Below are 26,480 nucleotides of genomic sequence, written 5' to 3'. Positions count from 1 at the left end.
AAAATCGCTGCCGGTATATAACATCTGGGACCGAACAGGGAACCTGTTTATCAGACAAGAACAAAAAGAGCACGAAAAGATGATGACGCAGACTTGCACCTGACCGCGAAGCAGTTAATGGTCTGAGCCATGCGCCCATCTTCGCTCGACCCGTTTTTCGCTTCCGTCCGTTCGCTTTCCGGCATTGGCCCGAAAGTTGCGGTTTTGCTTGGTAAACTTCTGGGCACCGATGGGCCCGGCGCGGAACCGAAAGTCGGCCAGCTTCTGTTCCTGCCGCCGAACAGCGTCATCGACCGGCGCAACCGTCCCGGCATTGCGCTGGCGCAGGAAGGCGCTATCGTCACGTTGGAAGTGGTCGTTGATCAGCACCAGCCCGCCCCGCCCGGCAGAGGCAATGTTCCGCATCGCGTCTTTGCCCATGACGATACCGGCGAGATTGCGCTGACTTTCTTCCATGCGCAATTGCCGTGGCTGCAAAAGATGCTGCCTGAAGGCGAAACCGTCATCGTGTCCGGCAAGGTGGAGTGGTTCAACGGGCGCGCCTCCATGGTGCATCCCGATTATATTGCGAGCCTCGAAGACGCCGCCAATCTACCGATGGTCGAGCCGGTCTATCCGCTGACAGCCGGTCTGTCGCCGAAAACACTGGGGCGTGCGATCAAGGAAGCGCTGACGCGTGTTCCACCGCTGCCGGAATGGATCGACGGCCCCTTGCTGGCGCGCGAGCGTTTTCCAAGCTTTCAGGACGCGCTTAATACCCTGCACCAGCCGGAAGATCCCTCCGACATTGCACTTGAAGGCATTACGCGGCGCAGGCTTGCTTATGATGAATTTCTGGCCGGACAATTGGCGCTTGCCCTCGTGCGCGCCAAGACACGCAGGCTTTCGGGGCGGCCGCTGGGAGGCACCGGGCGCATTATGACCGAAATCATGCGCAACCTGCCCTATCGCCTGACCCAAGGGCAGGATCAGGCCGTTCGTGAAATCATCACAGACCTCAAATCACCGGAACGAATGCTCCGGCTTTTGCAGGGCGATGTCGGCTCCGGCAAAACCGTCGTGGGTCTGCTTTCCATGGCGCATGCTGCGGAATCCGGTGGTCAATCCGCCCTGATGGCTCCGACCGAAGTGCTTGCCCGCCAGCACTTTGCAACCATCGCGCCACTTGCCGAAAAAGCCGGGCTGAAAGCCGCGCTTTTGACGGGCCGCGAAAAGGGCCGAGACCGCAATGCCGTGCTGGAAGGCTTGAAAAGCGGCGAGATTGATATCGTCATCGGCACGCATGCGCTGTTTCAGGAAAAGGTCGAGTATCACGACCTCGTTCTGGTCATCATCGACGAACAGCACCGCTTTGGCGTGCATCAGCGTCTGATGCTAACTGCAAAGGGCTCCGCCCCCGATATGCTGGTGATGACGGCAACGCCGATCCCGCGCACGCTGGTTCTGACCGCCTTCGGCGATATGGACGTATCCAAGCTGACCGAAAAGCCAGCCGGGCGCCAGCCAATCACCACGGCAATCCTGCCGATGGAGCGCATGGGCGAACTGGTGGAGCGCATCCGCAAAGCGGTGCTGGAAGGGCAGAAAATTTACTGGATCTGCCCGTTGGTAGAGGAATCGGAGCTTGTTGAGCTGACCTCGGCGGAAGAGCGTTTCGAAAGCCTCAAATCCGTCTTCGGCGACCGGATCGGCCTTATCCATGGCCGCATGAATGGGACCGAAAAGGACGAAGCCATGCGCGCCTTCAAGCAAGGCGAAACGCGGCTTCTGGTTGCCACCACCGTTATTGAAGTCGGCGTGGACGTGCCCGACGCAACCATCATCGTGATCGAACACGCCGAACGGTTTGGCCTGTCGCAACTGCACCAGTTGCGCGGGCGCGTGGGGCGCGGCGACAAGCCATCGACCTGCCTCCTGCTCTACAAGGGACCGCTGGGCGAAATCGGTCAGGCGCGACTGAAGGTCATGCGCGAGACGGAAGACGGTTTCCGCATCGCCGAGGAAGATCTGAAACTGCGCGGCGAAGGCGAGTTGCTCGGCACCCGCCAGTCCGGCACGCCGGGTTTCCGCCTCGCTTCCATCGAAGCCCATGGCGATCTTCTGGAAATCGCCCGCAAGGATGCGCGCTATGTTTTGACCAGCGATCCCGATCTGGAATCCGAACGCGGACAGGCGCTGCGCGTGCTGCTCTATCTCTTCGGACGCGACGAGGCGATCAGGCTCTTGAGAGCTGGGTAGCAAAATGGCCGTTCACGTGGCCACTTCAATCACGTTATAAAGCTAATCTTGTAATAGACTGATTTTATTCAACTGTAACCGATTTTGCCAGATTGCGCGGCTGATCGACATCCGTGCCCATCAGGACGGCGGTGTGATAGGCCAACATCTGGATCGGCAGGGCATAAACCAGCGGCGTGATGAATTCCGGCACGTCCGGCAGGACGATGGTTGCCATCGTGTCGACGCTAGCGCTTTCAGCGCCCTTCTTGTCAGTGATCAGGATGATGCGTCCGCCACGGGCCGCGACTTCCTGCATGTTGGAGACAGTCTTTTCATAAAGACGGTCGGACGGCGCAATGACGATGACCGGCATGGTCTCATCGATCAGAGCGATTGGACCGTGCTTCAACTCGCCCGCAGCATAGCCTTCTGCGTGGATATAGGAGATTTCCTTGAGCTTCAGCGCGCCTTCCATGGCAAGCGGGAAAGACGTGCCACGACCCAGATAAAGAACGTGATTGACCTTGGCGAGATCAGTGCAAACCGCAGCGATCTGGTCTTCCAGCTTCAGCACCTGATTGAGGAAACGCGGCGCCTCGGAAAGCTGGCGCACCAGTTCCTGTTCGCGGGCATCGTCAATCGCGCCGCGCGCCTTGGCGGCAGCGATGGCGAGCGATGCCATGGCCGAAAGCTGGCAGGTGAATGCCTTGGTGGAGGCAACGCCAATTTCCGGACCGGCCAGCGTCGGGAACACGGCATCGGATTCGCGGGCGATGGTCGAGCCGGTCACGTTGACGATGGACGCGATCTTCAGCCCTTGCGACTTGCAATAACGCAGAGACGCTAGCGTATCCGCCGTTTCACCGGATTGCGAAACAAAAACCGCAAGCGAATCCTTCGACAGCGGCATTTCGCGATAACGGAATTCCGATGCGATATCGCTATCGACCGGCAGGCGAGCGATCTGTTCGAACCAGTATTTGCCGACCGATGCGGCATAATAGGCCGTACCGCAGGCTGAAATTGTCAGACGATCGATTTTGCTGAAATCGAGGCCAATAGCCTCTTGACGCACTTTGCCGGTGGTGAAATCGAGATAATTGGCAAGCGTGTGAGAAATCACTTCCGGCTGCTCAAACATCTCCTTCTGCATGAAGTGACGATGATTGCCCTTGGAAACGAGCATATTGGCGGTCTGCGTCTTCTGGATCGTACGCTCGGCCTGATTGTTGCTCTCGTCATAAATGGTGACGCCCTTGCGGGTCAGTACAGCCCAGTCGCCATCTTCAAGATAGGCAATGGTGTCGGTGAAGGGCGACAGCGCAATCGCATCGGAGCCGAGGAACATTTCGCCATCGCCATAGCCGACAGCCAGTGGCGGCCCCTGACGAGCGCCGATGAGCAGTTCTTCGTCGCCTTCAAACAGGAATGCGAGTGCGAAAGCGCCATGAAGCAGCGGCAGGCAATCTCGCACCGCCTCAACCGGCGACTTGCCCTTTTCCAACTCACGCGTCACCAGATGCGCGACGGCTTCGGTGTCGGTTTCAGTCTGGAACTTGCGGCCTTCGGCTTCCAGCATTGCGCGCAGTTCGGCAAAGTTCTCGATGATGCCGTTGTGAACGACCGCAAGGCGTTCGGTAATATGCGGATGCGCATTGCGCTCCACCGGCTTGCCATGGGTTGCCCAGCGCGTATGACCGATACCAATCACGCCCGGAAGCGGCTCACCGGCCAGACGCTTTTCAAGATTGACGAGCTTGCCTTCGGCACGGCGGCGATCAAGTCTGCCATTTTGCAGGGTGGCGATACCGGCGGAATCGTAGCCGCGATATTCGAGCCTTTTCAGAGCATCGACCAGAAGCGGCGCGACTTCATCCTTGCCGATAATACCAATAATTCCACACATAGGGTGCTCCAGATCTGGGTCGCTTGCTTTTTGCCAGCCGGTTTAAAGACTCTAGGGCGGAACGGCAAGCCAGGCCATCCTCACCCGGGTCGTCTGATAGTCGATTTACTTCAATGAGATTTTAGCCGCTTTGATGGCGGCATACTTCTCTCGCAGGATCTTTCCCCGGCCTTCCTTGGTTTCCTGTCGCGCGCGACCAAAAGCCAGCGCATCAGCCGGAACATTGTCGGTGATCGTGCTGCCGGATGCGATATAGGCGTTATCGCCAATTTCCACCGGTGCCACCAAAGAAGAATTGGAGCCGATAAAGGCATTTTCGCCGATGATCGTCTTATACTTGTTGTAACCGTCGTAGTTGCAAGTGATCGTCCCTGCCCCGATATTGCTGGAAGCACCGACGGTCGCATCACCGATATAGGTCAGGTGATTGATCTTGGCGCCCTTGCGCACATCGGCGTTCTTCACTTCGCAGAAATTGCCAACCTTGGTTTTTTCACCAAGCTTTGCACCCGGACGCAGACGTGCAAAAGGCCCGATTTCCGCGCTTGGACCAACATTCGCGCCTTCCATATGCGAGAAGGAATGAATGAGCGCACCCGTTGCAATATGTACACCCGGACCGAAGAACACGCTCGGTTCGATGATGACATCAGCTTCAACCAGCGTATCATGGCTGAAGAACACCGTTTCCGGCGCGATCAGCGTCACACCGGCCAGCATCATCTCGCGGCGCTTGCGGTTCTGCCAGATGGCTTCCGCCTCGGCGAGTTCTGCACGGTTGTTGATGCCGATCACGTTATCGACCGGCACTTCGATAGCCGTTACGTTGAGGCCCTTGTCATGCGCGATGGCAACAATATCGGTGAGGTAATATTCGCCCTTGGCATTGTCGTTGCCAACCGCGTCCAGCAGCGCCAGAGCGTGACTACCCCGCACGGCCATCAAACCACCATTGCAGAAACCGATCTGCTTCTGGGCGTCCGTCGCTTCCTTTTCCTCTACGATGGCGACCAGCTGGTCACCATCTTCAATCAGGCGGCCATAGCCGTGCGGACTGGCCGGGCGGAAACCGATCACAACGATATCAGCGCCATCGGCCAGGCGCGCACGCGCGGCCTGCAGTGACTGCGCTTCAATCAGAGGCGTATCGCCAAACACGATCAGCAGATCGTCATAGCCATTTGCAATCGCCTCGCGCGCAGCAAGCACAGCATGAGCCGTACCGAGACGCTCCGTCTGCTCAAAGGCTGAAACCGGACCTGCGATTTTCTCAACCGCGCCGCGCACGTCTTCTGCACCGCGTCCGACGACCAGCGCGACATCGCTCTTGCCTGTCCCCCGCACGGCTTTGACCACATGGCAGACCAGCGGCAGGCCCGCGACCGCGTGCAGCACTTTCGGCAAGCTGGATTTCATGCGTGTGCCTTCGCCAGCAGCAAGTACGATGGAAAGGCAGGTACGGTCTGTCATGGTGTGGTCCAGAAAAATTGAGATGATCTTCGCTCATAACATCAAAGCGTCTATGAAAACTTACGGATTGCCCTCGAACTCTAACCCAGCCGTCCAAGCGCCGGAAAATTTTCAAGCAGCCAGAATGAGAAGGATTGCATGCCGCCGGTCAGGAACAAGACACCTGCTGCGACCAGAAGCGCGCCCATGGCTTTCTCCACCTTGCCGAGATGCACTCGGAACCGCGAAAGAAACCGCATGAATGCGCCAGAAAAAAGAGCAGCAATCAAAAACGGAATACCAAGGCCAAGCGAATAGGTCGCCAGCAATAGAGCGCCCTCACCGACTGTGCTGCTGCCACCCGCAAGTGTCAGGATCGGTCCAAGAACAGGTCCGATGCACGGTGTCCAGCCGAAGGCGAATGCGAGGCCCATAATATAGGCTCCAAGCGGCGATGCGGGAGCATTACGTGCCTGAAAGCGCGCTTCGCGGGACAGGAACGACAGGCGCAAGATGCCGAGGAAGTTCAGCCCCATCAATATGATAACGACACCGGCAACGATGGCGATCTCCTGCTGCCATGCGCGCAGGAAAGCTCCTATCGACGAAGCGCCCGCGCCAAGTGCCACGAAAACAGTCGTGAAACCGAGAACAAAACAGATTGCCGCAAACGCCAGCGAACGGCGAGCAGAAGGAGCTGCCACAACCGCTGTCGCTTTCTCCGCACGGAAATCCTCAACACTCACGCCCGCCATGTAACACAGATAGGGTGGCACAAGCGGTAGGACGCAGGGTGACAGAAACGACAACGCACCGGCTCCGGCTGCGGTCATATATGAAATATCGAGCACCAATACCTCTTTCACTTCATCAAATCACTTGCGGTCTGGCCCAACCGCTGGCTTATATAGACCAACTTCTGCTCTACTTTGAATATTTTCAATGCGGCATCTCGCTCGAACACAAGTTCGCCCTAAATCGAGATCATTGCGCGATTTATAATATATTGCTCCAACCGGACGATGTTCCTATGAGCCTTATTGATGATGACGTGCCTTCAACACCACCTGCAACGTCGACGAGACATTCCGGCTGGTTCAAGCGATACCAACATTTTCTGTTCCCGATAGCAGGCATCGCAATCGCTTTACTTGCGATTTATGTGCTGGAAAACCTGCTCCAGCACACATCTCGCACGGAAACACTCGCTGCCTTCCACAACATCTCATGGAAGACGCTTTGCCTGGCCGTGTTCTTCACGGCTTTAAGCTATGCCGCCGTCGCCCTCTACGATGTCGTGGCTGTCGATACGATTGCGCCCAATCAGATACCGCGTCGCCTTGCTGCCGTTGCAGGCGCCGCGGGTTATGCGATCTCCAATGCACTTGGCTTTTCCCTGCTGACCGGTGGCGCTCTGCGTTATCGTATCTATGCTGCCGAAGGCGTTAGTCTTGCCGATATCGGCAAGATCGTCGGAACATCGTGGTTCGCGATCTGGTTCGCACTGATCATCATGGTTGGTGCCGCGCTTCTCATCGACCCGCAGGATGTTCCGTGGCTGTCCGCCATCGATTCCCGAATCGATATTGTCGCAGGCATCGTTATACTGGGCGGCATCGGCTGGCTGATCTACTGGCTGTCGCATGGACAACGCAGTTTTACGATTGGTTCGTTCAGTCTGCGTCTGCCCAACTCCAAAGGAGCGTTGACCCAGATATTTGCTGGACTTGTGGATGTGGGCGCCGCAGCCGCTACGCTTTATGTCCTCATGCCTGCCGACGCAGTGCCAAGCTTTGCTGTTTTCGCACTGGTCTATGTCATCGCCATCGTATTGGGAATCGCCAGTCATGCCCCGGGTGGTCTTGGCGCATTTGAAGCAACGATCATTGCGGGTCTCGGCCTTGGCGGGAAGCCGGATGCGATTGCGGGTCTACTTGCTTACCGGCTTATCTATACCGTTTTGCCGCTCGTTGTGGCGACGGCAGGTATTCTCGTATGGGAGATCATGCGTCGTCGCCATATGCTCGGGAAGCAGGCGCGCTTCGCCAAACGTCTGGTCGAGCCACTCATCCCCAGCCTGTCTGCCAGCATCATCTTTCTCGGCGGCATCATTCTTCTTGTTTCTGGTGCAACGCCGGACCTCCGCTACCGCGTGAAACTGCTTTCTGACATCGTCCCTGAGTCGTTGATGGAGATGTCGCATCTTGCCGCCAGCTTGGTCGGTGTAGCGCTGCTCATCGTTGCGCGCGGCCTGTCGAAGCGGCTTGCACGCGCCTGGGTGGCCGCACAAATCCTTCTCCTGAGCGGCGCTGCGTTTTCTCTGGCCAAAGGCCTCGACTGGGAAGAAGCAACCATCCTCTGCATTTTCGCCTTCACGCTTTGGGGTTTCCGCGACTCGTTCTACCGCCGACCGATTTCTGGGCCGTTCGACTTGAGCTGGAACTGGATTGCGACTGTCGGCACGACGGTGCTCGTCTCTACATGGCTCGGCTTCTTCGTTTATCGCCACGTGGAATATTCCAACGATCTCTGGTGGGATTTCGCCTGGAATGGCAATGCACCGCGGTTCCTACGGGCGACTGTTCTTGTCTTTGCAGTGGTCGCCGCAGTCGGCCTTTATTCGATTATCAACAGAACTGGACACCGCAGACGGAAGGTGGATTATTCGATACCCGATGCCGTGCCAGCTCTCGTCGCCCAATGGCCGCATACCGATGCCGCTCTGGCTCTTCTGGGCGACAAACAATTTCTTCTCGCAGCCGACAAGAGCGCCTTCGTCATGTACGCGCAATCAGGAGGCAGTCTGATCGCGCTTGGGGACCCCATCGGCGACGCACAGACAGGCAAGGAGCTTGCTTGGTCGTTTCACGGGCTCGCCGACAAACTTGCCTTGCGAACTGTCTTCTACGGTGTTGGCCCGCAAAGCCTGCCCCTGTTTCTGGATATGGGGCTGACTGCGCTTAAGCTTGGCGAAGTTGCCCGTGTTGACCTCGCCAACTTCTCTCTCGAGGGTCCACGTCGTCAGCCATTCCGCTATGCCGATCGCAAGATCGACAAGGATGGCCTGACGTTTGAAATCATTCCGGCTGCGGATGTGCCACCGCTCGTTCCGCGCCTGCGCGAGATTTCTGACGCTTGGCTCGACTTCAAGTCCGGCAGCGAAAAAGGCTTCTCGCTCGGTTACTTTGATGACGAGTACATGAAACGTTTCGACGTGGCGGTGTTGAAAAGTGACGGAGAAATCGTGGCTTTCGCCAATATGTGGCGCGGTGCGGACAAGTATGAAATCACCGTCGATCTCATGCGCTATATGCCCAATGTGCACAAACTCATGATGGACGCGCTTTTTGCAAAATTACTGATGGCCAGTAAGGAGGAAGGCTACAAGTGGTTCAATCTCGGCGCTGCTCCTCTTTCTGGCCTGAGCGGCAGCAGATTGGCGTCGCGCTGGAACCGCTTCGGTTCGTTCATCTACAAGCGTGGTGCCGACCTTTATCATTTTGACGGCCTGAAAGCTTTCAAAGAAAAATTCGATCCAGTCTGGACGCCGCACTACATGGTTTGCCCGGGGGGACTGGAAACACCACGCGCCCTGCTCGATGCCACCACTCTTATCAATGGCAGCCCTCTGGAGTTCATCCGCAAATGAAGAAACGACGCGTTCTTTTTACTCTGCTTGGGCTGGCATTGTTGGCTGCCGCGGGCGTTTATGGTGCAATGCACACAGGCAAAATTGCCCGCCTCTGGACAAAAATCACCGATTCCGACGAACCGGTTATTCACGCCAGCGCCGAAAGGCTGTCCAATATCCCGGTTTATATGCCGAAGAACGACCCCGTCGGCTTGGCAATTCTGTTGAGCGACGACGGTGGCGTTGGTGACCGGGAAAAAAATTTCATGGATGCGATGCTTGCCCGGAATTTGATCGTCCTGCCCGTCGACCTCGGCCCCTGGCGCGCCGCCCTCGATAAGGAAGACGGCGAGTGCAATTATCTGGACTCCGATTTCGAAGCCATCGCCAAGGAAGCGTTACGCGGGCTCGATCTGGGCGTTTATTTTCATCCCGTTCTGACAGGTATTGGACAAGGCGCGACCATCGCTTATGCGGCAGCCTCGGATTCGCCCGATGCGACCATTGCCGGTGCCGTGTCGCTTGATCCGGCTCCAGCCAAAACCCGTCTGCCTTCGTGCACGGAGAAGGCCGACGCCGTCAAAGCTCCTGATGGAGGCTTCACCTATGGCTTCAATGCAGCAATTCCAGCCCCAGCTCTTGTGATCGGACCGGCGGGATCGCCGGTCAACAATCCGGTTACAGCTCGCCAGGAAAATGTCGCCGTGCTTCAATCCGCTCCGGAATTCCCCGTGCGTCTGAAAATGGCCGTCGATAATGTCGTAGCTATGGCAGATCAGGATGCCAAGAACGAAGCCTTGCCTATCGTTGACCTTCCCGCCAAAGGCAGAAAAGCGGATATGGTTGCGGTTTTCTATTCGGGAGACGGTGGCTGGCGTGATCTCGACAAATCCATTGGGGAATGGTTGCAGGCCCATGGCGTCCATGTGATCGGCGTGGATTCGCTGCGCTATTTCTGGTCGGAACGGACACCGGAAGAAATAGCCAACGACACAACGGCCATGATCAAGAAGGCCGACCCGACGAACAAATTGCCGGTCGCGGTGTTGGGCTATTCATTCGGTGCCGATACATTCCCTTTTGCGTGGAAATTTCTGGGGCCAGCCATACAGGACCGCACGAAAATGATTGGGCTCCTCGGCGTCGAGACGACGACGACGTTCCAGGTTTCCATCGAGGGCTGGCTCGGAATGGACGGCGACAAGGACGTCGTTCCGGCCATATCGACGATCCCGCTCGATCGTGTGGTTTGTGTCTATGGCGAAGAAGAAGATGATACCGCTTGCACTGCAGCCGAGTTGAAGGGCATGGAAGTCATGAAACTGGCTGGTGGTCATCATTTCGATGAAAACTATGAACCTATTGCCGCCAGCCTTCTGGAAAAGATGCGAGCCCGTGCCGGACTGCCACCACGCCCGGCTAGTTGACGGCAACCGGAACTGACGCCCCCTTGGCGGGCGTCAGCTTGATGCTTCAGCCAACAGCAGGCTTTTGACCAGCGAATTGCCAGCGCACAAAATCAATCATCAGGAACGCAACCAGACTGATTCCGACCAGCGGCAAAGTCCAACCGATAGTAACAGAAGCCACTGCAACCCCGATTTGCTGCACGACAGAGAGGCGATACCAGCTGGCGATCAACGTTCTCGGCATTGATCCGGCAGGCGGGCGTCGCTGCCACCAGATGCGGTAGCCGTAGACAATCATCACAATGAGCGAAAGGCCAAGTGCAACCATCACGATCTGATTGGCCACCCCGAACAGCACGCCCATATGAAGATCGATACCCCAGCGGATCAATTTTGCGATGATCGGGAAGGTTTCAAAATCCGCACGGCTGATAACACTCATATTCCTTGGATCGAGAACAATAGTATCTACGTGTGTCGGCCAGGAACGGTCGTATTCACGTACCACCCAGCCTTGATCCCATGAACGCGGCAGTCGGATCTCGACCATGGATGAATCGATTCCTGCCTGCCGTGCGGCCAGATACACAACATCCAGTTGCCGGACATAATTCTTCACATCCCCCGTGCCGGACGACATCGGCATAGAACCGTGGCCTTGATGTGCGTCATGTCCTTGCTCGGATTCGTTCACCTTGTTCAAAGCGGTCGAGACCGAAGGCGTAGTCCAGCCTACCCCAGCTCTGAACTGGTCAATTCTTCCACCAGCCAGTTGTGACCAGGTCATACCGGTTGCCGAGAGGAATAAAAGCCCGACAGCAATCCAGATTCCGACCTGACCGTGAAAACGACGAGTCTTCAGGTGTATGTTTTTCGCTTTTTTTTGTTTTCGCCGGATGTCCCGTTTCCACCACCAAAGCAGCACACCTCCGAGCGCTGCGATCCAGAGCCAGGATGCAGCAAGCTCGCTGTAATAACGCCCGAAATCCCCGAGCATTAGATTGCGGTGCAGATAGTCGATTGCTGCACGAAACGGCAATGTTCCACTTGTGCCATAGGCAACGAGATCACCTTTCACGGCCAGCGTGACAGGATCGACGAAAATTGCCCGACTTTCGGATTCTCCCAGTTCAGGCTGGTTGAACATGACCCGTGTATTCCAGCCCGGAGCGGTCGAAGGCCTCACGGCGAAAAGTTTCGGGCCCTCGCCTATAAATGCCTCCGCCGCTTTCACCTGTTCTGCCAGTGGCTGCAAGGTTCCAAGCGACGCGGCGCGCAACTGCTCACGATAAATGTAGTTTTCAAGCTGCGGCGTCAGCACGTAAAGTGTGCCCGTCACGGCTGCTATCAGAATAAAAGGACCGACAAACAGACCGACATAGAAATGAAGTCGGGCGACGAAGGCGTGGAAGCCGATGCTCGCAGAACTCGCGGCATTTGACTGCGCATGTATGCCAGCTTTTCCTTCAAGAAGCGTATCCGTCACGGAACCCTCCTGAACAGAGAGGGAAGTGTAGCGCGTGATCTGTGAAATTGCCTGTGTAGCCAGCCGCTCTCACCACGATAAGACGATGATTTTGCATTGATATCTCCAAACGATATGAAATTGCCGTCGCGAAGCGGCGGCGTCGTTTTTCAAAGATCGTGCAGAACGGGTGGACCTCTGGCCTGCGTAACAGTAACAAACTGACCAGGTGGCGCACGAACAGCCAGAGGAAATGCAACCGTGTCTTTCGCAACAATGGAATCGAAAGACATGGTGACCGGCTGTTCCATGAGCCCGGTTCCGATAGCGCAGGCTGCCTGACACAAGGTCGAACAGCAATGCCTGGCGAGGTCTTTCAGAGGAGCGTCGTCATCAGTCTGCGTCGAATGAAGCGAACAGATCACGGACGAAGGACCGGCGCTCCACGCAGCCATGGACGCTTGCGCATATGCCGTTACCAGCCCCTGCAGAAGAATAACAAGCGCCAACGACACGACCCAAAGGGCTGTATCCGACCGGTCGCCAATAATTCTTCTACGCAAGGTCATAATGGCTCATGACATTCTTACGGAGTAAAGTCACTGCGGCAAAGGTGAAGTAAACTGATTTGGAGAAGTGGTGAGCGCGCAGGGATTCGAACCCTGGACCTACTGATTAAAAGTCAGTTGCTCTACCGGCTGAGCTACGCGCTCCCAAGAGGAGCAAATCGCCCCTGGAAGTGCGGCGGAACATAAGGGCGGCTTGTTGATTGGTCAACACCATAAAATCAGGTTTCTCCAAGATAAATTCAAAAAATTAAGGGCCTGGAACACCACATGCCGCGCCGCGCCTTCGTAATGACGGTAAACAGGCACTTTCCAGGCTCGTTTGAGCACTGAACGCCCTCGGAGAAAATATGATTCTGAATCGCGAGACGCCCCGACACGAGATTATCCAGCTTCTGCTTCTCTATGTCGGACCTTGCCGCCAGTCCATGCTACAGCTAGTTTCATTGGAATAATCTAACAGCACGGTGTTTCATGTCTCTGGCCACCAAGGCATTTTCTCATTTCCGACGCTCCTTGTCCGGCGTAGGCATAGCACTCGGCACGCTGTTCTTCGCTGCTGCACTGACACCAAGCCTCATTCCACGCACCTACGTCATGCAAGGAATACTGGGAGGGGTCGCCTTCGGAGCCGGTTACGGCATTGGCGTACTGTGGCGGTGGCTGTGGCAATATTTAGAATTGCCCGAACCTCGAAATCGGTTGCGCAGCCGGGTCAATCTCGTCGTCAGCGTTGTCTGTTTTGCGGTGGTTATTGCAGCGCTTTATTTCGCCGCTGGTTGGCAGAACTCAGTTCGCGCAGTCATGAACATGGAACCCGTGCCTAGCGCATATCCAACAAGTGTGTCCGCTTTAGCAGTGCTGACATTTTTGGTTCTGCTGATTCTGGTTCGTCTCCTCATCCGCTTGGGGAGATTCGTCTCGGCAAAAGTGCAACTCATCATGCCGCGGCGCGTAGCAAATGTCCTGGGCGTCACAATCACGGTCGTGCTCATCTGGACCATCGCCAACGGTCTGCTCATCCAATCTACTTTCAAGATTCTGGACCGTTCGTTTCGAGAATACGATGCTCTGATCGAGCCGGATAGTCCGCAACCAACGGCACCGAACGCGACCGGTAGCACTGCTTCACTTTTACACTGGAACGAACTTGGACGGGCTGGACGTGAATTTGTTGCCTCGGGTCCTGTTGCAGCGGATATCATGGCACTGACAGGCGAGAAGGCTGTTGATCCAATACGTGTCTATGCTGGGCTACAAGTAGCTGACACGCCCGAACAACGGGCGAAACTCGCGCTTGAGGAGCTCAAGCGACAGAAAGGGTTCGAGCGCTCCGTACTGGTCGTTATCACGCCAACAGGCACAGGATGGGTAGATCCGGCAGCAATGAACGGACTGGAATTTCTGCACAATGGCGATGTTGCCAGCGTTGCCATGCAATATTCTTATCTTTCCAGTCCATTGTCGCTGTTTTTTCAACCAGAATATGGAGCAGAGGCGTCGCGGGCCCTGTTCATTACCATCTACAACTACTGGAAAGAGCTACCACACGACCAGCGCCCTCGCCTGTATCTATATGGTTTGAGCCTCGGTGCAATGAACTCCGAGGTTTCGGCCGAACTGTTTGAAATGCTCGATGATCCGATCAATGGTGCTCTCTGGAGCGGCCCCCCCTTCCCGAGCCGCGATTGGAAAGCCATGACCAGGCGGAGGAACCCAGGAACACCCGAATGGCTGCCGGTTTTCCGCGACGGTTCCTTTGCACGTTTCATGAATCAGAACGGCGAAGCGCCCGGAAACGGAACACGCTGGGGGCCGATGCGCGTGGTTTATCTGCAATATGCCAGCGACCCGGTGACGTTCTTTGAAAGCCGGTCGCTCTATCGACAGCCTGACTGGATGCACGAACCGCGCGGCCCGGATGTTTCACCGGAATTGCGATGGTATCCCGTCGTCACCATGCTTCAGCTGGCACTCGATATGGCTTTTGGGACGACCACACCGATGGGACATGGGCATGTCTACGCTCCGGAACACTACGTCGACGCGTGGTTGGAAGTGACCGGCGTAACGGGCTGGGACACAGACAAGATCAAGGCGCTCAAGCAGCACTTACGTCAGAAAATGGATGGGGAAAACGTCGAAGGCTATGACCAGCGCGGCGGATAAGCGCCGCGCTGGTCTTTTGCTCGACCATATCAGTAGTCAGGGGATTTCTGCTGCGGCTGAGAGCTGTTCAGGTTCAGCATAGGAACTGCTCCATTTGGCAGCATCGTGCTTGGCAGTTGACCATCCCATCGTTCAGCCTGCGTCAATGCGACGAGACCCGGATTATCGCGAAGTGCATCGCCACGTGCTTTGATGGCTGTTGCCTCTGCTTCACCCTTCACCTGTATCGCCTCAGCCTCGGCTTCAGCCTGAAGACGCACGGCATCGGCCTGGGCCTGGGCTTCGGCCCGGCGCGCATCGGCCTGTGCTTTTGCCTGTGTAACGGTGATTTCAGCCTGCACCTTTTCACGTTCTGCATTTTGACGGAGACGCTGCACCTCGACTTCCGCCAGCATGCGCTGTTCGATGGATTGCTCATAGGCATCCGAGAAATCGATATTCTCGATCTGTACCGTATCAATGATGACGGGACCGCGAACGCTATTCTGGATCGCTTCCGCTATCTCCTGATTGAGACGGCTGCGTTCCTGAATGGCCGTCACAGCATTGAACTTGCCAAAAACGGTTTTGCTTTCCTCAAAGACGCGCCGCTCGACAAGACGTGACAGGAGGCCGTCTTCGCCGCCATAGGTCGCGTATACTTCTTCCACACGATCCGGTGGAATACGATAGTTGACGGAAAGGTTCATCGTGGCAGGTTGCTGATCGCGGCTATAAGCTTCCATGCTGTTGTAAATCGCAGCCTTGGATTGCACGGATATGCGTATGATCGAATCGATCAGCGGAATTTTGAAGCCAAGCCCCGGCTGTGCGACGCCGGAAACTGCACCGTAGCGCAAAACAACGCCGCGCTCACCTTCGTCAATCGTGTACCATGAGCCAAGTACTACGCTCAGTATTCCGAGTATAATTACACCGGCCAATGCTTTGGGTAAAATCTGGCGCATCCCGTCTCCTCTGGCGCTCGCTAGTGAAATGGCGGGACCGATAGCGATTCAACAAGTGCGCCCCGAAACTCCGCCTCGATCGCCTTTTAGAATGCGCTGATATGGATGACAATTACTCATAGATACAGTTGCTAGACTTATTCCACAAAAACAAAGCCGCCCCCGAAAGGGCGGCTTCTTTGCATTTTCCCACCGTCAGTATGGCGAATAACACTGTTGGCGAGGGCCGTTATATGGCTGGAAACTATTGTCCGAGGCCCGATAGGAGCGATAACGATTGTAGCACCACTGGACATGCGCATTGCTGTAGCCATAGGCCGGCGCGCGATAGACTGGCGGAGGGGGCGGGGGCGGAGCTGCAATCGCACCACCAATAATTGCTCCTGCGCCAAAAGCTGCAAGCGGATACCACCACCCGTCATTGTGGCGACGATAGCCATGACGATAGTACCGATCACCGCGGTAGCCGTGCCAATAACCCGGTCCCGGACGGTAAGGACGGCCATGCCAACCCGGACGAGGCCCAGGCCGGTGTCCACCCCAATGTCCATGCCCCGGTCCGCGACGCCAGCGGTCATCACGAACCTGCTGAACATTCTCGTTGCCAGTCGTCGGGCTTGCGGCAGGCGCAGTCGGCATGACAGGCGCAGCCGAGACCGGAACCATTGCGCCGATCAGAAAGCTCGCACCGACAAGACCGACCATCATCTTTTTGAAGGTGTTCATCCTGTGCTTCTCCATTTCAATGATGCCATTATTGCTATCCGTTTATGAATGCACGCTGAATATCGGCGGGCAATTATGTGCGCACCTTATTTTCACCTAGTTATTGCCTCGCGAAGTATGATCTTTTTATCTATCGCTTAACGAACAGGATGGCATTTCGTTCAGGCTATTCCATTATTTTTGTTAGCAAATTAAGCGACAATGGGATAACTTGCGTGAAGTAGGGCAGCTGGTAAAGTGTTTTTAGCGAGTGGGGTTTTGCATTGGCAGCAGGAGTACAGCCGTCCGTAAAAGTGTTGGGAGCGTCCTTCTCGCAGGAAGCGAACCCTTTCACGGCGGCAGTTGAACTGACGCCCATGCCAATGCTCATCACAAATCCGCGCCTGCCAGACAATCCGATCATCTTTGCAAACAAGGCATTCCAGAACCTTACTGGCTATGAAGCCGACGAAATCATCGGAAAAAATTGCCGGTTCCTTCAAGGCCCAGGCACAGATCCTAAACATATCGAGATCGTCCGGACGGCTATGGAAGCCGAACAGTCTGTCGATATCGATATCCTCAACTACAAAAAGTCAGGTGAAGCATTCTGGAACCGGCTTCATATCTCCCCGGTTAAAACAGACGCAGGTGAGCTTCATCACTTCGTTTCATCGCAGCTTGATGTGACGCTGGAACTGGGCAAACTGGTTGAGCTTGAAAAAGAACGCGAAACGCTTTCAATCGAAATGCAGCGTAGTTTCGATCAGCTCCAATACATCATTGAAGTGGCTAATGTCGGTTTCTGGACACGGGATTACCATACAGGGGAAATTAGCTGCTCGGCAGAATACAGGCGCATTTTCGGACTGACGCCCGACGAACCCGTCAACTACGACAAGATCATTGAAATGGTGATGCTCGAAGACCGAATGGCACTGATCCAGCGTTCTCAGGAATCTTTCGCCACCAACAAGCCTTTCAGAGTTGAGTATCGCATCACCAACAGGCTAGGTCAGGTGCGCTGGGTCGAAACCCGCGCCAAAGCTCTCCTCGGCAAAACCCCTGCTCTTCTCGGCATCGTCATTGATGTCACCGAACGTAAAAAAGTCGAGGCAGATAGGGCGCTGGTTACACGCGAAATATCGCATCGCTTCAAGAACTCGATGGCGATGGTACAGTCGATAGCCAACCAGACCTTGCGCAATGCTACCAATCCCCAAATGGCCAACGAACTGTTCAGCGAAAGGCTTCGAGCACTCAGCCAGGCCCACGACATGCTGCTCAAGGACGATTGGACGGGGACGACGATCAATCAGATATGCGAAACAGCCCTTGCCCCATTTAACAGCACATTCGGTCATCGCATCCGCGTGCACGGTCCGGCGCTTGTGGTGAGCGACCGGGTGACGGTTTCGCTTTCGCTTGGCTTGTACGAACTCGCAACCAACGCCGTGAAATACGGCGCACTCTCCAATGAAAACGGCACAGTCCACTTCAGTTGGGATGTCATCGAAACGCAGGGGGAGCGGAAATTCCACATGTGCTGGGTCGAAAGTGGTGGTCCAACAGTCGAACGCCCCGCACGCCGCGGATTCGGTCAAAGGCTGCTCTATTCCGTACTGACCGGGGAATTGAAAGCCAATTGCGATGTGAATTTCGCGCCAAGCGGTCTCGTCATTGATGTGCTGGCGCCCATAATGCCGGATGTTTTCCCGCAAATTGACATTATTTCAGGCACACAAACTGAGCCGGTATAAAAAAGAGCAGCGAAATCGCTGCTCTTTGCTTTCTTTAGTTGTGCGGACCACGACGGCGCGGCTCGATATAGATTCGATCACGATGACGGTCGCGATCGTGACGCCAACGGCGATCACGGTCCCGTTCGCGATAATAACGTGGTGAATGACGATCCCATCCACGACGATCATCCCGCCAGCGACGATCCGTAACGCAACGACCGCTCGGCGTGCGGACCATGCCGCGACGGCAGCGATAATCAACTTGAATAGCCGAGCCGGTGCCATCGGCGGCAATTGCCGCAATCGGAGCCGGCGCAACGGGCGTACCCGCTTCGGCAACAGCGGTAACCGCGAAGAGCGCGACAACTGCAGAAAGTAACTTAAATCTCATTCCGGGTTCCTTTCGAGAATTGGCCAGAATTGGAATCTTGCCCGCAGATAGGTAGGCCAAACAGCCATGTGGTAAAGTCACTTAATCTTACGACGCTCTATCAATCTCGAGCGCGACCTACAAAAAATGCCCTCGATTGCTCCCCAACTAATAACCTGCAATTTTGCGGAAAGATTTTTAAGAAAGTCGAGATATCAGGAGCCCGTTGAGTTCGCATACAGCCCTCTTGAAGTAAGGGGGACCGCAGAATCTCCAATCCGCGAAGCCGATCCGGCGCCGGTTCCAAAAACCGGTAGCGAGCGGAGCTGTGCGGTGATCGCAAGGAGTAGGAACATGGATTATTCGACCTCTGAAATCGACACCACATGGGGGTCGAAAACAGGACTGGGCACCACCCAGGCCGAATGGGTCGAGCTAGTCAGCGGTCTGCCCGAAGAACACGCGCGCCTTCTCCGTGACCTGATCAGCCATCATCGTGAGCAATTTGTCGGCGTTTTCTATAGCCGCCTCATGAGCAACCGCGATGCCGCAACTTTTCTCTCCCAGAAAATGGTACAGGAGCGACTGCATAATTCACTGAGCGACTGGCTTCTGAAAATGTTCCAGAGAAACGCAGGCGATGTCGAAGCATTCATCGGCGAACAGCGCAAGGTAGGCGAAGTTCACGCCCGTATTGATGTGCCGATCCATGTCGTTATGCAGGGCGCGCGTCTGCTCAAAAACGAGATCATTCGTCAACTGAAGCTGGAGGTTGCTTCACGTGAGGTCCTGGCGCACCTTATCGTGCATGTCAGCAATGCCATCGACATCGCGATTGAAATTATGAGCCAAGCTTTCGTCAAGGACGCGCGCGAAAGTGCGCAGACCGACGAAGCTTACCGGGCCTTCACGCTCAGCCACGATTTTCCACTTGAGCGCGAATCGCAACGCGCCGCGCTTATGGAATGGAGCCAGTCACTCCTCTTCAACCTGTACGGCAATTCCGATAGTCCGCTTCACTCGCTCGCAAGCTCGGATTTCGGATTGTGGTTGCAGCACAAGGCCGACCTTATGTTCTCCAACTCCTGTACATTGGAGAATATCCGCCGGAACGTAGAACATATAGACGCTGATCTGCTGCCGGCCATCAACAATGCGCGCAGGGACAATCCCGCCAAACTTGCCGCCTCGCTTGCACTGTTTCAAACCAAGATCGGTGAGGTGAAGTTCCTGCTGTCTGAACTGTTTCAGGCGGCAGCCGCAATGGAGACGGGTCGCGATCCGCTGACACGCGCACTCAACCGCCGTTTCATGCCCTCCATATTGACCCGCGAAGTACGTATGGCGTCACAAAGAGCTATGGATCTGAGCGTTCTGATGATCGACATTGATCATTTCAAGAACATCAACGACACCTATGGGCACAGTGCTGGCGATGCAGTCCTTCAGCAAGTTGCCGGGGCGATCCTGTCACTATGCCGCCCGAGTGATTTCGTGTTCCGCTATGGCGGGGAAGAGTTTCTGGTCGCTCTTGTGGAGGCCGACGAAAACAAGGCTTTTGCAATTGGTGAGGAACTGCGCAACCAGATAGCGCAACAGCCAATGAATCTTCCCGACGGTGCGCACCAGTCTGTGACTTTGTCTATCGGCATTGCAGCATTCAACGGTCACCCAGACTATAGTCATCTCGTCGACGCAGCTGATCGCGCCCTATACCGGGCAAAGCAGGCGGGGCGTAATCGATGCGAAAAGGAAGTACCGCTCGCGATTCATTGATCGGGGAGGCATTTTGACATCTGGTGGTCAGGCTGCAAAACCGCCATATGCTCTCATCATGACGAATAGTTCCGCCCCCCCCATTTTCGAGACAGCTTCACAAAAGCCGCGTCAACGCGATTCGCTGGATACTCATTTTCTACCGATCCTGGCGGATGCGCCTCCGGTGGACTGGGTCGTCACAGAAGGCCTTACGGACTATGAGGATGCCCTCGCCTTCATGGAAGCGCGTGTCCAAGCCATTCGGGAAGGCACGGCAAATGAACTTGTTTGGCTGGTCGAACATCCGTCGCTCTACACAGCAGGCACCAGCGCCAATGCAACCGATCTCCTGACTCCGGACAGCCTTCCTGTCTTCAACACGGGGCGCGGCGGTGAATATACCTATCATGGCCCCGGCCAGCGCGTCGCCTATGTGATGCTCGATCTGAAACGTCGCCGCGAGGACGTGCGCGCGTTCGTGACAGCCCTTGAGCAATGGATCATCGAGAGCCTTGCCGAGTTTAACGTCAGAGGCGAGCGCCGCGAGGACCGCGTCGGCGTATGGGTGGCACGGCCAGAAAAGCCCCGCCTTCCAAATGGCACCATGTGCGAAGATAAGATCGCGGCCATAGGCATCCGCCTTCGCCGCTGGGTCAGCTTTCACGGCATTGCCATTAATGTCGAACCCGATCTCAGCCATTATTCCGGCATTGTTCCTTGCGGAATCTCGGAACATGGCATCACCAGCCTTGTTGATCTCGGATTACCGGTGACGATGGGCGACCTGGACGTCGCTATGGGAAAAGCTTTCGAGGCAGTCTTCGGCGCGCGTCAGCTCAAATAGCTGTTTAGCCCTGCCTCAAGCCAATGCGTCAACTTTCACGCGGCGCTCGCGCATGAAAACATAGAAGCCCGATCCAACAATGATCGCGATGCCGCACCATTTCGACGGAGTCGGAAAGTCGCCGAACACGATCAGGCCCACCAGAACAGCATTGACGATTTCCAGATATTGGAACGGTGCGAGCATGGATGCTGGTGCAAGCTTGAATGCCTGCACGACCATCAGATGGCTAACTGTGCCAATGGTTCCAAGAAGCAACAAGAGCAGCCAGGGCTGGATGCCTTGCGGCAGACCGAAACTCAAGTCGCCAAGACCCGCCGCAGTTCCAAAAATCATGGCAATCCCGGCAAGCACCCACCCGCCGACGCCCGCGTAGAACTGCATTACAAGCGGGCTTTCCTTGGCACCGTATTTGCGGTTCAGGATCAGGTAGATCGCGAAGGTTACGGCTGTTGCCAGCGGCAGAAGCGAGACAGCGCCAAAAATCTCAAAACTTGGCTGGATCACGATCATCGTGCCTATGAGGCCAATACCAACAGCGCTGAATCTCCTCCAACCCACTTTTTCCTTCAGGAAAATGGCCGAAAAGAGCGTCAGAATAAGCGGCTCGGCAAAGAAGACAGCCATCGCATCCGCCAGCGGCATGTATTTCACCGCCGTAAAGAAGCAGAGTCCGCCGAACCCCATTAACGCGCCTCGAATGAGGTTGCCCGCCAGATGCTGTGTTCGCAGCGCAGCAAAGCCGCCCACGATGAGCAGGATGAAGAACATCAGCCAGCATTGAATGAAGAACCGCATGAAGGTGACAGTTGCCGGAGGCATGTTGTCCGCCATGGCAAGCCACTTGCCGATGGCATCCATCAGCGGCAGCAGGAGCACCGAGAGCACCATAATCGCCATGCCCTTTACGTGCGCTTCCATGCCGCTTGTTGCGCTGCTCTGCATTTCAAACTCTCGGTATTCGGAACATTCCCCGTCATCGCTCTATGCGAACTGCCGCAGCGTTTCCATCCAATTTGATCGGAAATGTCCTGCTTGTTTGACTTTCGCCTTCTTTCTGGTGCAAATCAGTGCCGTTCTAAACAAAACCCTTTGAAAAAACCGTGCGAAAACGGAACGTAAGGCGAACTTTAGTCGCCTTTCATGGCCGCGCATGGCATCATTCAGATGATTCGCGAACAGTATTTTCCGGTCGATGGCGAGCAGGCTCGGCAGCGCCCCCTGAAATTCAGATAGAGAGCTTTTCGGAACAAATGGACGATAGCAACGATCTCTTCTCGAGAGTGGTCAGCAATGCCCGGGAACGGGAACAGGGGCGACAGGGTGAAAAACCTGTGGCGCCACAGCGTGTTGCGCAGCCAACGGCCGTGCCGTCGCTTTCTGTTCAGAAACCCGCAACGGTCAAAGCGCCGCCGGCTTCATCGGCAGGCGACGACTATAACGCATCATCCATCCGTGTTCTGGAAGGGCTGGAGCCGGTGCGCTTGCGTCCCGGCATGTATATTGGCGGCACGGACGAAAAGGCTCTCCATCATCTCTTCGCTGAAGTCATCGATAACTCGATGGACGAAGCGGTCGCGGGGCATGCCAATTTTATCGAAGTCAGTTTTGATGCCGATGGTTTCGTTACTGTTTCGGACAATGGACGCGGCATTCCTGTGGACGAACATCCGCAGGTGCCCGGAAAGTCTACTCTCGAAGTCATCATGACCAAGCTGCACGCGGGCGGCAAGTTCGACGGCAAGGCCTATGAAACGTCTGGCGGCTTGCACGGCGTCGGCGTTTCGGTGGTGAATGCCCTTTCCGACATGTTGGAAGTGGAAGTCGCACGCAATCGCCGTCTTTATCGCCAGCGTTTCTCGCGCGGCATTCCACAAGGCGGGCTGGAAGAGCTCGGTGAAGTGCACAATCGTCGTGGCACCCGCGTCCGCTTCCACCCCGATCCTGATATTTTCGGCAAGACGGCACAGTTCGATCCGCATCGCCTTTATCGCATGGCGCGGTCAAAGGCCTACCTGTTCGGCGGGGTTGAAATTCGCTGGAACTGCGATCCTTCTCTACTCGACCCGAAAAAGGAGACGCCTGAAAAAGCCGTTTTCCACTTCCCGGGTGGCCTGAAGGACTATCTTGAGGCATCGCTTGGCAAGGAACACCAGGTCACACGTGAGATTTTCGCGGGAAAGACCGAGAAACAAGGTGGTCATGGCGCTGTCGAATGGGCCGTTTCGTGGTTCGGTGGTGACGGTTTCGTCCATTCCTACTGTAACACCATTCCCACCGGGGATGGTGGCACGCATGAAGCGGGCCTGCGTATTGCCTTGACGCGAGGGCTGAAAGCCTATGCAGAACTGACAAATAACAAGCGCGCGTCGATCATCACGACCGATGACGTGATGGTATCGGCTGCGGGGATGTTGTCGGTCTTCATCCGCGAGCCGGAATTCGTCGGCCAGACCAAAGACAAGCTTGCGACCGTCGAGGCACAGCGCATCGTGGAAAACGCGATCCGCGATCCATTCGACCACTGGCTTGCCGCCTCTCCGCAGGAAGCGTCCCGCCTTCTGGAATGGGTGATTGACCGGGCGGACGAACGCTTACGCCGCCGGCAAGAGAAAGAAACAGTCCGCAAAAGCGCAACGCGCAAGCTGCGCCTGCCCGGCAAGCTTGCCGATTGTACGCAAAACGCAGCCGCCGGGGCAGAACTGTTCATCGTCGAGGGCGACTCGGCAGGTGGATCAGCCAAACAGGCGCGTAATCGCGCCAATCAGGCTATTTTGCCATTGCGTGGCAAGATTTTGAACGTTGCCAGTGCCGGACGCGAAAAGCTGACGGCGAACCAGCAAATCGCCGATCTGGTTCAGGCGCTCGGCTGCGGCACGCGTAAGAATTATCGGGAAGACGACCTGCGTTACGATCGCGTTATCGTCATGACCGACGCCGACGTCGATGGTGCGCATATTGCATCGCTACTCATCACATTTTTCTATCAGGAGATGTCCGATCTGATCCGTAACGGTCATCTCTATCTGGCAGTGCCTCCGCTTTTCCGTCTGAGCCAGGGCGGGAAGGTCGCCTATGCGCGAGATGAAGCGCATAAGGACGAGCTTCTGCGCACCATGTTCACCGGACGTGGAAAAGTGGAAATCGGGCGCTTCAAAGGCCTAGGCGAAATGCGCGCCGAGCAGCTCAAAGAAACGACCATGGACCCCAGGAAGCGCACGCTTCTGCGTGTTCACGTGGACGAAGATTATGTTGATGAGACCCGCAACACTGTCGATGAACTGATGGGCACCAAACCGGAAGCGCGTTTCCGTTTCATCCAGGACCGAGCAGCTTTCGTGGAAGAGCTGGATATCTAGAGTGCGTCTCCAGTAATGTCCCTACAAAATCTGGAAAGCTAATAGAGAAAACCTGCAATAATGCTCAGGCCGCATGAACGGCAATTCGCAAGCGTGATGCCGTTCATTTTCTTTTTCAGTAAAGCTAGAGCGTTTCCGTTTTTCTCTGAATCGAATGGGCTTCCCAAATCAGTTTTGTTCTGATTCACTGATGCTGGCTGGATGGAGGCCAGCGTTGGATGACCGCACCGATATCGAATGATCTTCGAGAGCGCGTTGTTGCCGCCGTGCTGAGTGGCGAAAGCGTTCGTTCAGTGGCGACGCGGTTTGAAATTGCCGCATCTTCAGTCGTAAAATGGTCCCAGCGCCATCGTGCGACCGGATCGGTTCATCCCGGCAAGATGGGCGGCCACCGCAAGCGGATACTCGAACCGCATCGTGATATCATTGTGCAACGGCTCGCCGAGAACCCACACCTGACACTCCATGGCCTGAAGGCGGCGTTGACCGAGCGGGGTATTTCCGTCTCGCACAATACGATCTGGGAATTCATTCGCAGTGAAGGGCTGCGCTTCAAAAAAAACACTATTCGCCCTTGAGCAAGCTCGTGCCGACGTCGCTCGCAAAAGACAGCGCTGGAAGACCCTGCAAAATCATCTCGATCCCGAACGGCTGGTCTTCATTGATGAGACCTGGATCAAGACCAACATGTCGCCGATCAGAGGCTGGGGTCCAAAAGGCAAGCGACTGCGGGCATTTGCACCGCATGGCCATTGGCGCACGCTGACATTCCTGGGCGCTTTGAGGAACGATCAGCTTACAGCACCCTGTGTCTTCGACGGACCGATGAACGGCCAGTGTTTCCGCGCCTATGTCGAGCAGCAGTTGGTCCCGGTGCTCAAGCCAGGCGACATTGTCGTCATGGACAATCTCGGCAGCCATAAGTCGGCAACCATCCGTCAATTGATCAAAGCCGCCGGTGCGCGGCTCTGGTTCCTGCCACCCTATTCGCCGGACCTCAATCCGATCGAACAAGCCTTTTCCAAGATCAAGCATTGGATGAGAAATGCACAAAAGCGCACCATCGAAGACACATGGCGTCATATCGGCAGGCTGGTCGAAACCATCCAGCCCGCCGAATGCCAAAACTATTTGGTAAACGCCGGATATGGTTCCGTTAAAAGGTGAAACGCTCTAATCAAACCATTGATAAAAGCTAGCTTTAGCTTTTCACATCGATACCGAGCTTGGCTTCAATCTCCTCAATCGATTCCTTGACAAAGAATGTTAGATCCGTGCTCAGCGTCACAATGCGTGTGCCGGTTCCATAAGCATTATAGGAAAGAACGTGATTAAAATTCACGGCAAGTTTTTCACCGTTCACTTCCGTCAGCATAATCCACATCGCCTGCCCTCCTCCTGATATTATCCTCTCTAGAGAAGAATAGGCGTGATGGAACATTCGGCAACGGTTGCGACAGTATGGGATTTCAAAGCTTGGTGCACATCCTCACTTTTTCAACTGTTCTTCCGATGCTTTCAGACCATTCCTCGCCGCGCCAATCGATCCGAAAACCTGCCCTTTTGTAGAGGTTGAGAGCGGGAAGATTGTCCGCGTGAGTGCCAATCACCGCTTCGTCAAAGCCATCGAGCAGGATTTGAGCCATCAGCGCATCAAGCAACTGCCGACCAATTCCCTGTCCGTGATAGCGTGGATCGACCCATAAATCGGAAATGTAATTGCTTTGAGGCACCCTCGCGCCCCAACCCGCAATGATCCCGGCCCTTTCGGCAATCAGGACACAATCTTTATTCGCATGAAGATCGCGCTGGAACTTAGCTTCCAGAGCGTCTTGCCCCTCGGAGGACAGTTCAATATTGCGAGCCGCAACTCTCCAGGCCCGAACCGCTAATGCAGCCATAGAAACAAATTCGCCGGGGAGACCCCGGCGAATAAGAAA

Annotated in this window: 20 protein-coding genes and 1 tRNA gene; 9 read left to right on the top strand and 12 right to left on the bottom strand. The window is 55.6% G+C overall.

What is annotated here, in order from left to right:
• The first annotated feature begins 129 nt into the window (after window positions 1-129).
• Entirely contained in the window at window positions 130-2,238 is a 2,109-nt protein-coding gene (recG, locus tag CQZ93_RS19940; protein WP_105544292.1) for an ATP-dependent DNA helicase RecG, read from the top strand.
• Between the two features lie 64 nt (window positions 2,239-2,302).
• Here recG and glmS read toward each other — a convergent pair whose 3' ends face one another.
• The 3 genes from glmS to CQZ93_RS19925 all read right to left on the bottom strand — a co-directional run bounded on the left by glmS (window position 2,303) and on the right by CQZ93_RS19925 (window position 6,426).
• Window positions 2,303-4,126 carry a glutamine--fructose-6-phosphate transaminase (isomerizing) gene (glmS, locus tag CQZ93_RS19935; RefSeq protein WP_105544291.1) on the bottom strand — a complete coding sequence of 608 codons (1,824 nt, stop codon included), beginning with the start codon at window positions 4,124-4,126 and terminating at the stop codon, window positions 2,303-2,305.
• Between the two features lie 105 nt (window positions 4,127-4,231).
• On the bottom strand, window positions 4,232-5,596 hold the full coding sequence (glmU, locus tag CQZ93_RS19930) for a bifunctional UDP-N-acetylglucosamine diphosphorylase/glucosamine-1-phosphate N-acetyltransferase GlmU (protein WP_105544290.1): 1,365 nt from the start codon (window positions 5,594-5,596) through the stop codon (window positions 4,232-4,234).
• Window positions 5,597-5,676: 80 nt separating this feature from the next.
• A complete protein-coding gene (locus CQZ93_RS19925; protein ID WP_105545236.1) occupies window positions 5,677-6,426 on the bottom strand; it encodes a cytochrome c biogenesis CcdA family protein in 750 nt (249 codons plus the stop codon).
• A 179-nt stretch (window positions 6,427-6,605) separates the two neighbouring features.
• On the opposite strand from CQZ93_RS19925, the gene mprF reads away from it, so the two are divergent.
• The gene (mprF, locus tag CQZ93_RS19920) at window positions 6,606-9,224 is read left to right on the top strand and encodes a bifunctional lysylphosphatidylglycerol flippase/synthetase MprF (protein ID WP_181153441.1); all 2,619 of its coding nucleotides are present in this window, start codon (window positions 6,606-6,608) and stop codon (window positions 9,222-9,224) included.
• Window positions 9,221-10,633, top strand: a complete 1,413-nt coding sequence (locus tag CQZ93_RS19915; RefSeq protein WP_181153440.1) for a virulence factor family protein — start codon at window positions 9,221-9,223, stop codon at window positions 10,631-10,633. The genes mprF and CQZ93_RS19915 overlap by 4 nt, the downstream gene beginning before the upstream one ends.
• Before the next feature lie 46 nt (window positions 10,634-10,679).
• Here CQZ93_RS19915 and CQZ93_RS19910 read toward each other — a convergent pair whose 3' ends face one another.
• The 3 genes from CQZ93_RS19910 to CQZ93_RS19900 form a co-directional block, all read right to left on the bottom strand.
• Complete coding sequence (locus CQZ93_RS19910) at window positions 10,680-12,101, bottom strand: PepSY-associated TM helix domain-containing protein (protein WP_105544289.1); 1,422 nt, start codon at window positions 12,099-12,101, stop codon at window positions 10,680-10,682.
• A gap of 149 nt (window positions 12,102-12,250) precedes the next feature.
• Complete coding sequence (locus CQZ93_RS19905) at window positions 12,251-12,649, bottom strand: hypothetical protein (RefSeq protein ID WP_105544288.1); 399 nt, start codon at window positions 12,647-12,649, stop codon at window positions 12,251-12,253.
• 68 nt (window positions 12,650-12,717) lie between these two features.
• Window positions 12,718-12,793, bottom strand: a tRNA-Lys gene (locus CQZ93_RS19900).
• A gap of 327 nt (window positions 12,794-13,120) precedes the next feature.
• On the opposite strand from CQZ93_RS19900, the gene CQZ93_RS19895 reads away from it, so the two are divergent.
• Window positions 13,121-14,815 carry an alpha/beta hydrolase gene (locus CQZ93_RS19895; protein ID WP_105544287.1) on the top strand — a complete coding sequence of 565 codons (1,695 nt, stop codon included), beginning with the start codon at window positions 13,121-13,123 and terminating at the stop codon, window positions 14,813-14,815.
• 29 nt (window positions 14,816-14,844) lie between these two features.
• Here the strand turns inward: CQZ93_RS19895 and CQZ93_RS19890 are convergent, their stop codons facing one another.
• Together CQZ93_RS19890 and CQZ93_RS19885 are read right to left on the bottom strand one after the other, a co-directional pair.
• On the bottom strand, window positions 14,845-15,762 hold the full coding sequence (locus CQZ93_RS19890; RefSeq protein WP_105544286.1) for a prohibitin family protein: 918 nt from the start codon (window positions 15,760-15,762) through the stop codon (window positions 14,845-14,847).
• Between the two features lie 195 nt (window positions 15,763-15,957).
• A complete protein-coding gene (locus tag CQZ93_RS19885; protein WP_105544285.1) occupies window positions 15,958-16,488 on the bottom strand; it encodes a BA14K family protein in 531 nt (176 codons plus the stop codon).
• A gap of 263 nt (window positions 16,489-16,751) precedes the next feature.
• On the opposite strand from CQZ93_RS19885, the gene CQZ93_RS19875 reads away from it, so the two are divergent.
• The gene (locus tag CQZ93_RS19875) at window positions 16,752-18,227 is read left to right on the top strand and encodes an HWE histidine kinase domain-containing protein (RefSeq protein WP_105544283.1); all 1,476 of its coding nucleotides are present in this window, start codon (window positions 16,752-16,754) and stop codon (window positions 18,225-18,227) included.
• A 34-nt stretch (window positions 18,228-18,261) separates the two neighbouring features.
• On the opposite strand, the gene CQZ93_RS19870 is transcribed toward CQZ93_RS19875, so the two are convergent.
• A complete protein-coding gene (locus CQZ93_RS19870) occupies window positions 18,262-18,600 on the bottom strand; it encodes a hypothetical protein (RefSeq protein WP_105544282.1) in 339 nt (112 codons plus the stop codon).
• Window positions 18,601-18,933: 333 nt separating this feature from the next.
• Here CQZ93_RS19870 and CQZ93_RS19865 point away from each other — a divergent pair, with 333 nt between their 5' ends.
• A complete protein-coding gene (locus CQZ93_RS19865) occupies window positions 18,934-20,355 on the top strand; it encodes a GGDEF domain-containing protein (protein ID WP_105544281.1) in 1,422 nt (473 codons plus the stop codon).
• Between the two features lie 58 nt (window positions 20,356-20,413).
• Complete coding sequence (gene lipB, locus CQZ93_RS19860; RefSeq protein WP_105545233.1) at window positions 20,414-21,181, top strand: lipoyl(octanoyl) transferase LipB; 768 nt, start codon at window positions 20,414-20,416, stop codon at window positions 21,179-21,181.
• A 15-nt stretch (window positions 21,182-21,196) separates the two neighbouring features.
• On the opposite strand, the gene CQZ93_RS19855 is transcribed toward lipB, so the two are convergent.
• On the bottom strand, window positions 21,197-22,126 hold the full coding sequence (locus tag CQZ93_RS19855) for a DMT family transporter (RefSeq protein ID WP_105544280.1): 930 nt from the start codon (window positions 22,124-22,126) through the stop codon (window positions 21,197-21,199).
• A gap of 308 nt (window positions 22,127-22,434) precedes the next feature.
• Here CQZ93_RS19855 and parE point away from each other — a divergent pair, with 308 nt between their 5' ends.
• Window positions 22,435-24,540 (top strand): DNA topoisomerase IV subunit B, encoded by a 2,106-nt coding sequence (gene parE, locus CQZ93_RS19850; protein ID WP_105544279.1) that lies wholly within the window; start codon window positions 22,435-22,437, stop codon window positions 24,538-24,540.
• Window positions 24,541-24,758: 218 nt separating this feature from the next.
• Window positions 24,759-25,707, top strand: a protein-coding gene (locus CQZ93_RS19845; RefSeq protein ID WP_105544278.1) for an IS630 family transposase whose coding sequence is annotated in 2 segments (ribosomal slippage) — window positions 24,759-25,094 and window positions 25,096-25,707 — 948 coding nt in all. Because the reading frame shifts where the segments join, the coding sequence is not laid out codon by codon here.
• Between the two features lie 34 nt (window positions 25,708-25,741).
• Here the strand turns inward: CQZ93_RS19845 and CQZ93_RS19840 are convergent.
• Both CQZ93_RS19840 and CQZ93_RS19835 read right to left on the bottom strand, forming a co-directional pair.
• Window positions 25,742-25,924 (bottom strand): hypothetical protein, encoded by a 183-nt coding sequence (locus CQZ93_RS19840; RefSeq protein ID WP_105544277.1) that lies wholly within the window; start codon window positions 25,922-25,924, stop codon window positions 25,742-25,744.
• A gap of 85 nt (window positions 25,925-26,009) precedes the next feature.
• Entirely contained in the window at window positions 26,010-26,441 is a 432-nt protein-coding gene (locus tag CQZ93_RS19835) for a GNAT family N-acetyltransferase (RefSeq protein WP_181153439.1), read from the bottom strand.
• Between the last annotated feature and the right edge of the window lie 39 nt (window positions 26,442-26,480).

This window comes from Ochrobactrum vermis (assembly GCF_002975205.1).
Lineage (GTDB): Bacteria > Pseudomonadota > Alphaproteobacteria > Rhizobiales > Rhizobiaceae > Brucella > Brucella vermis.
Note: the sequence above shows the minus strand (reverse complement) of the source record. Positions and strands in the feature narration are given on the sequence as shown.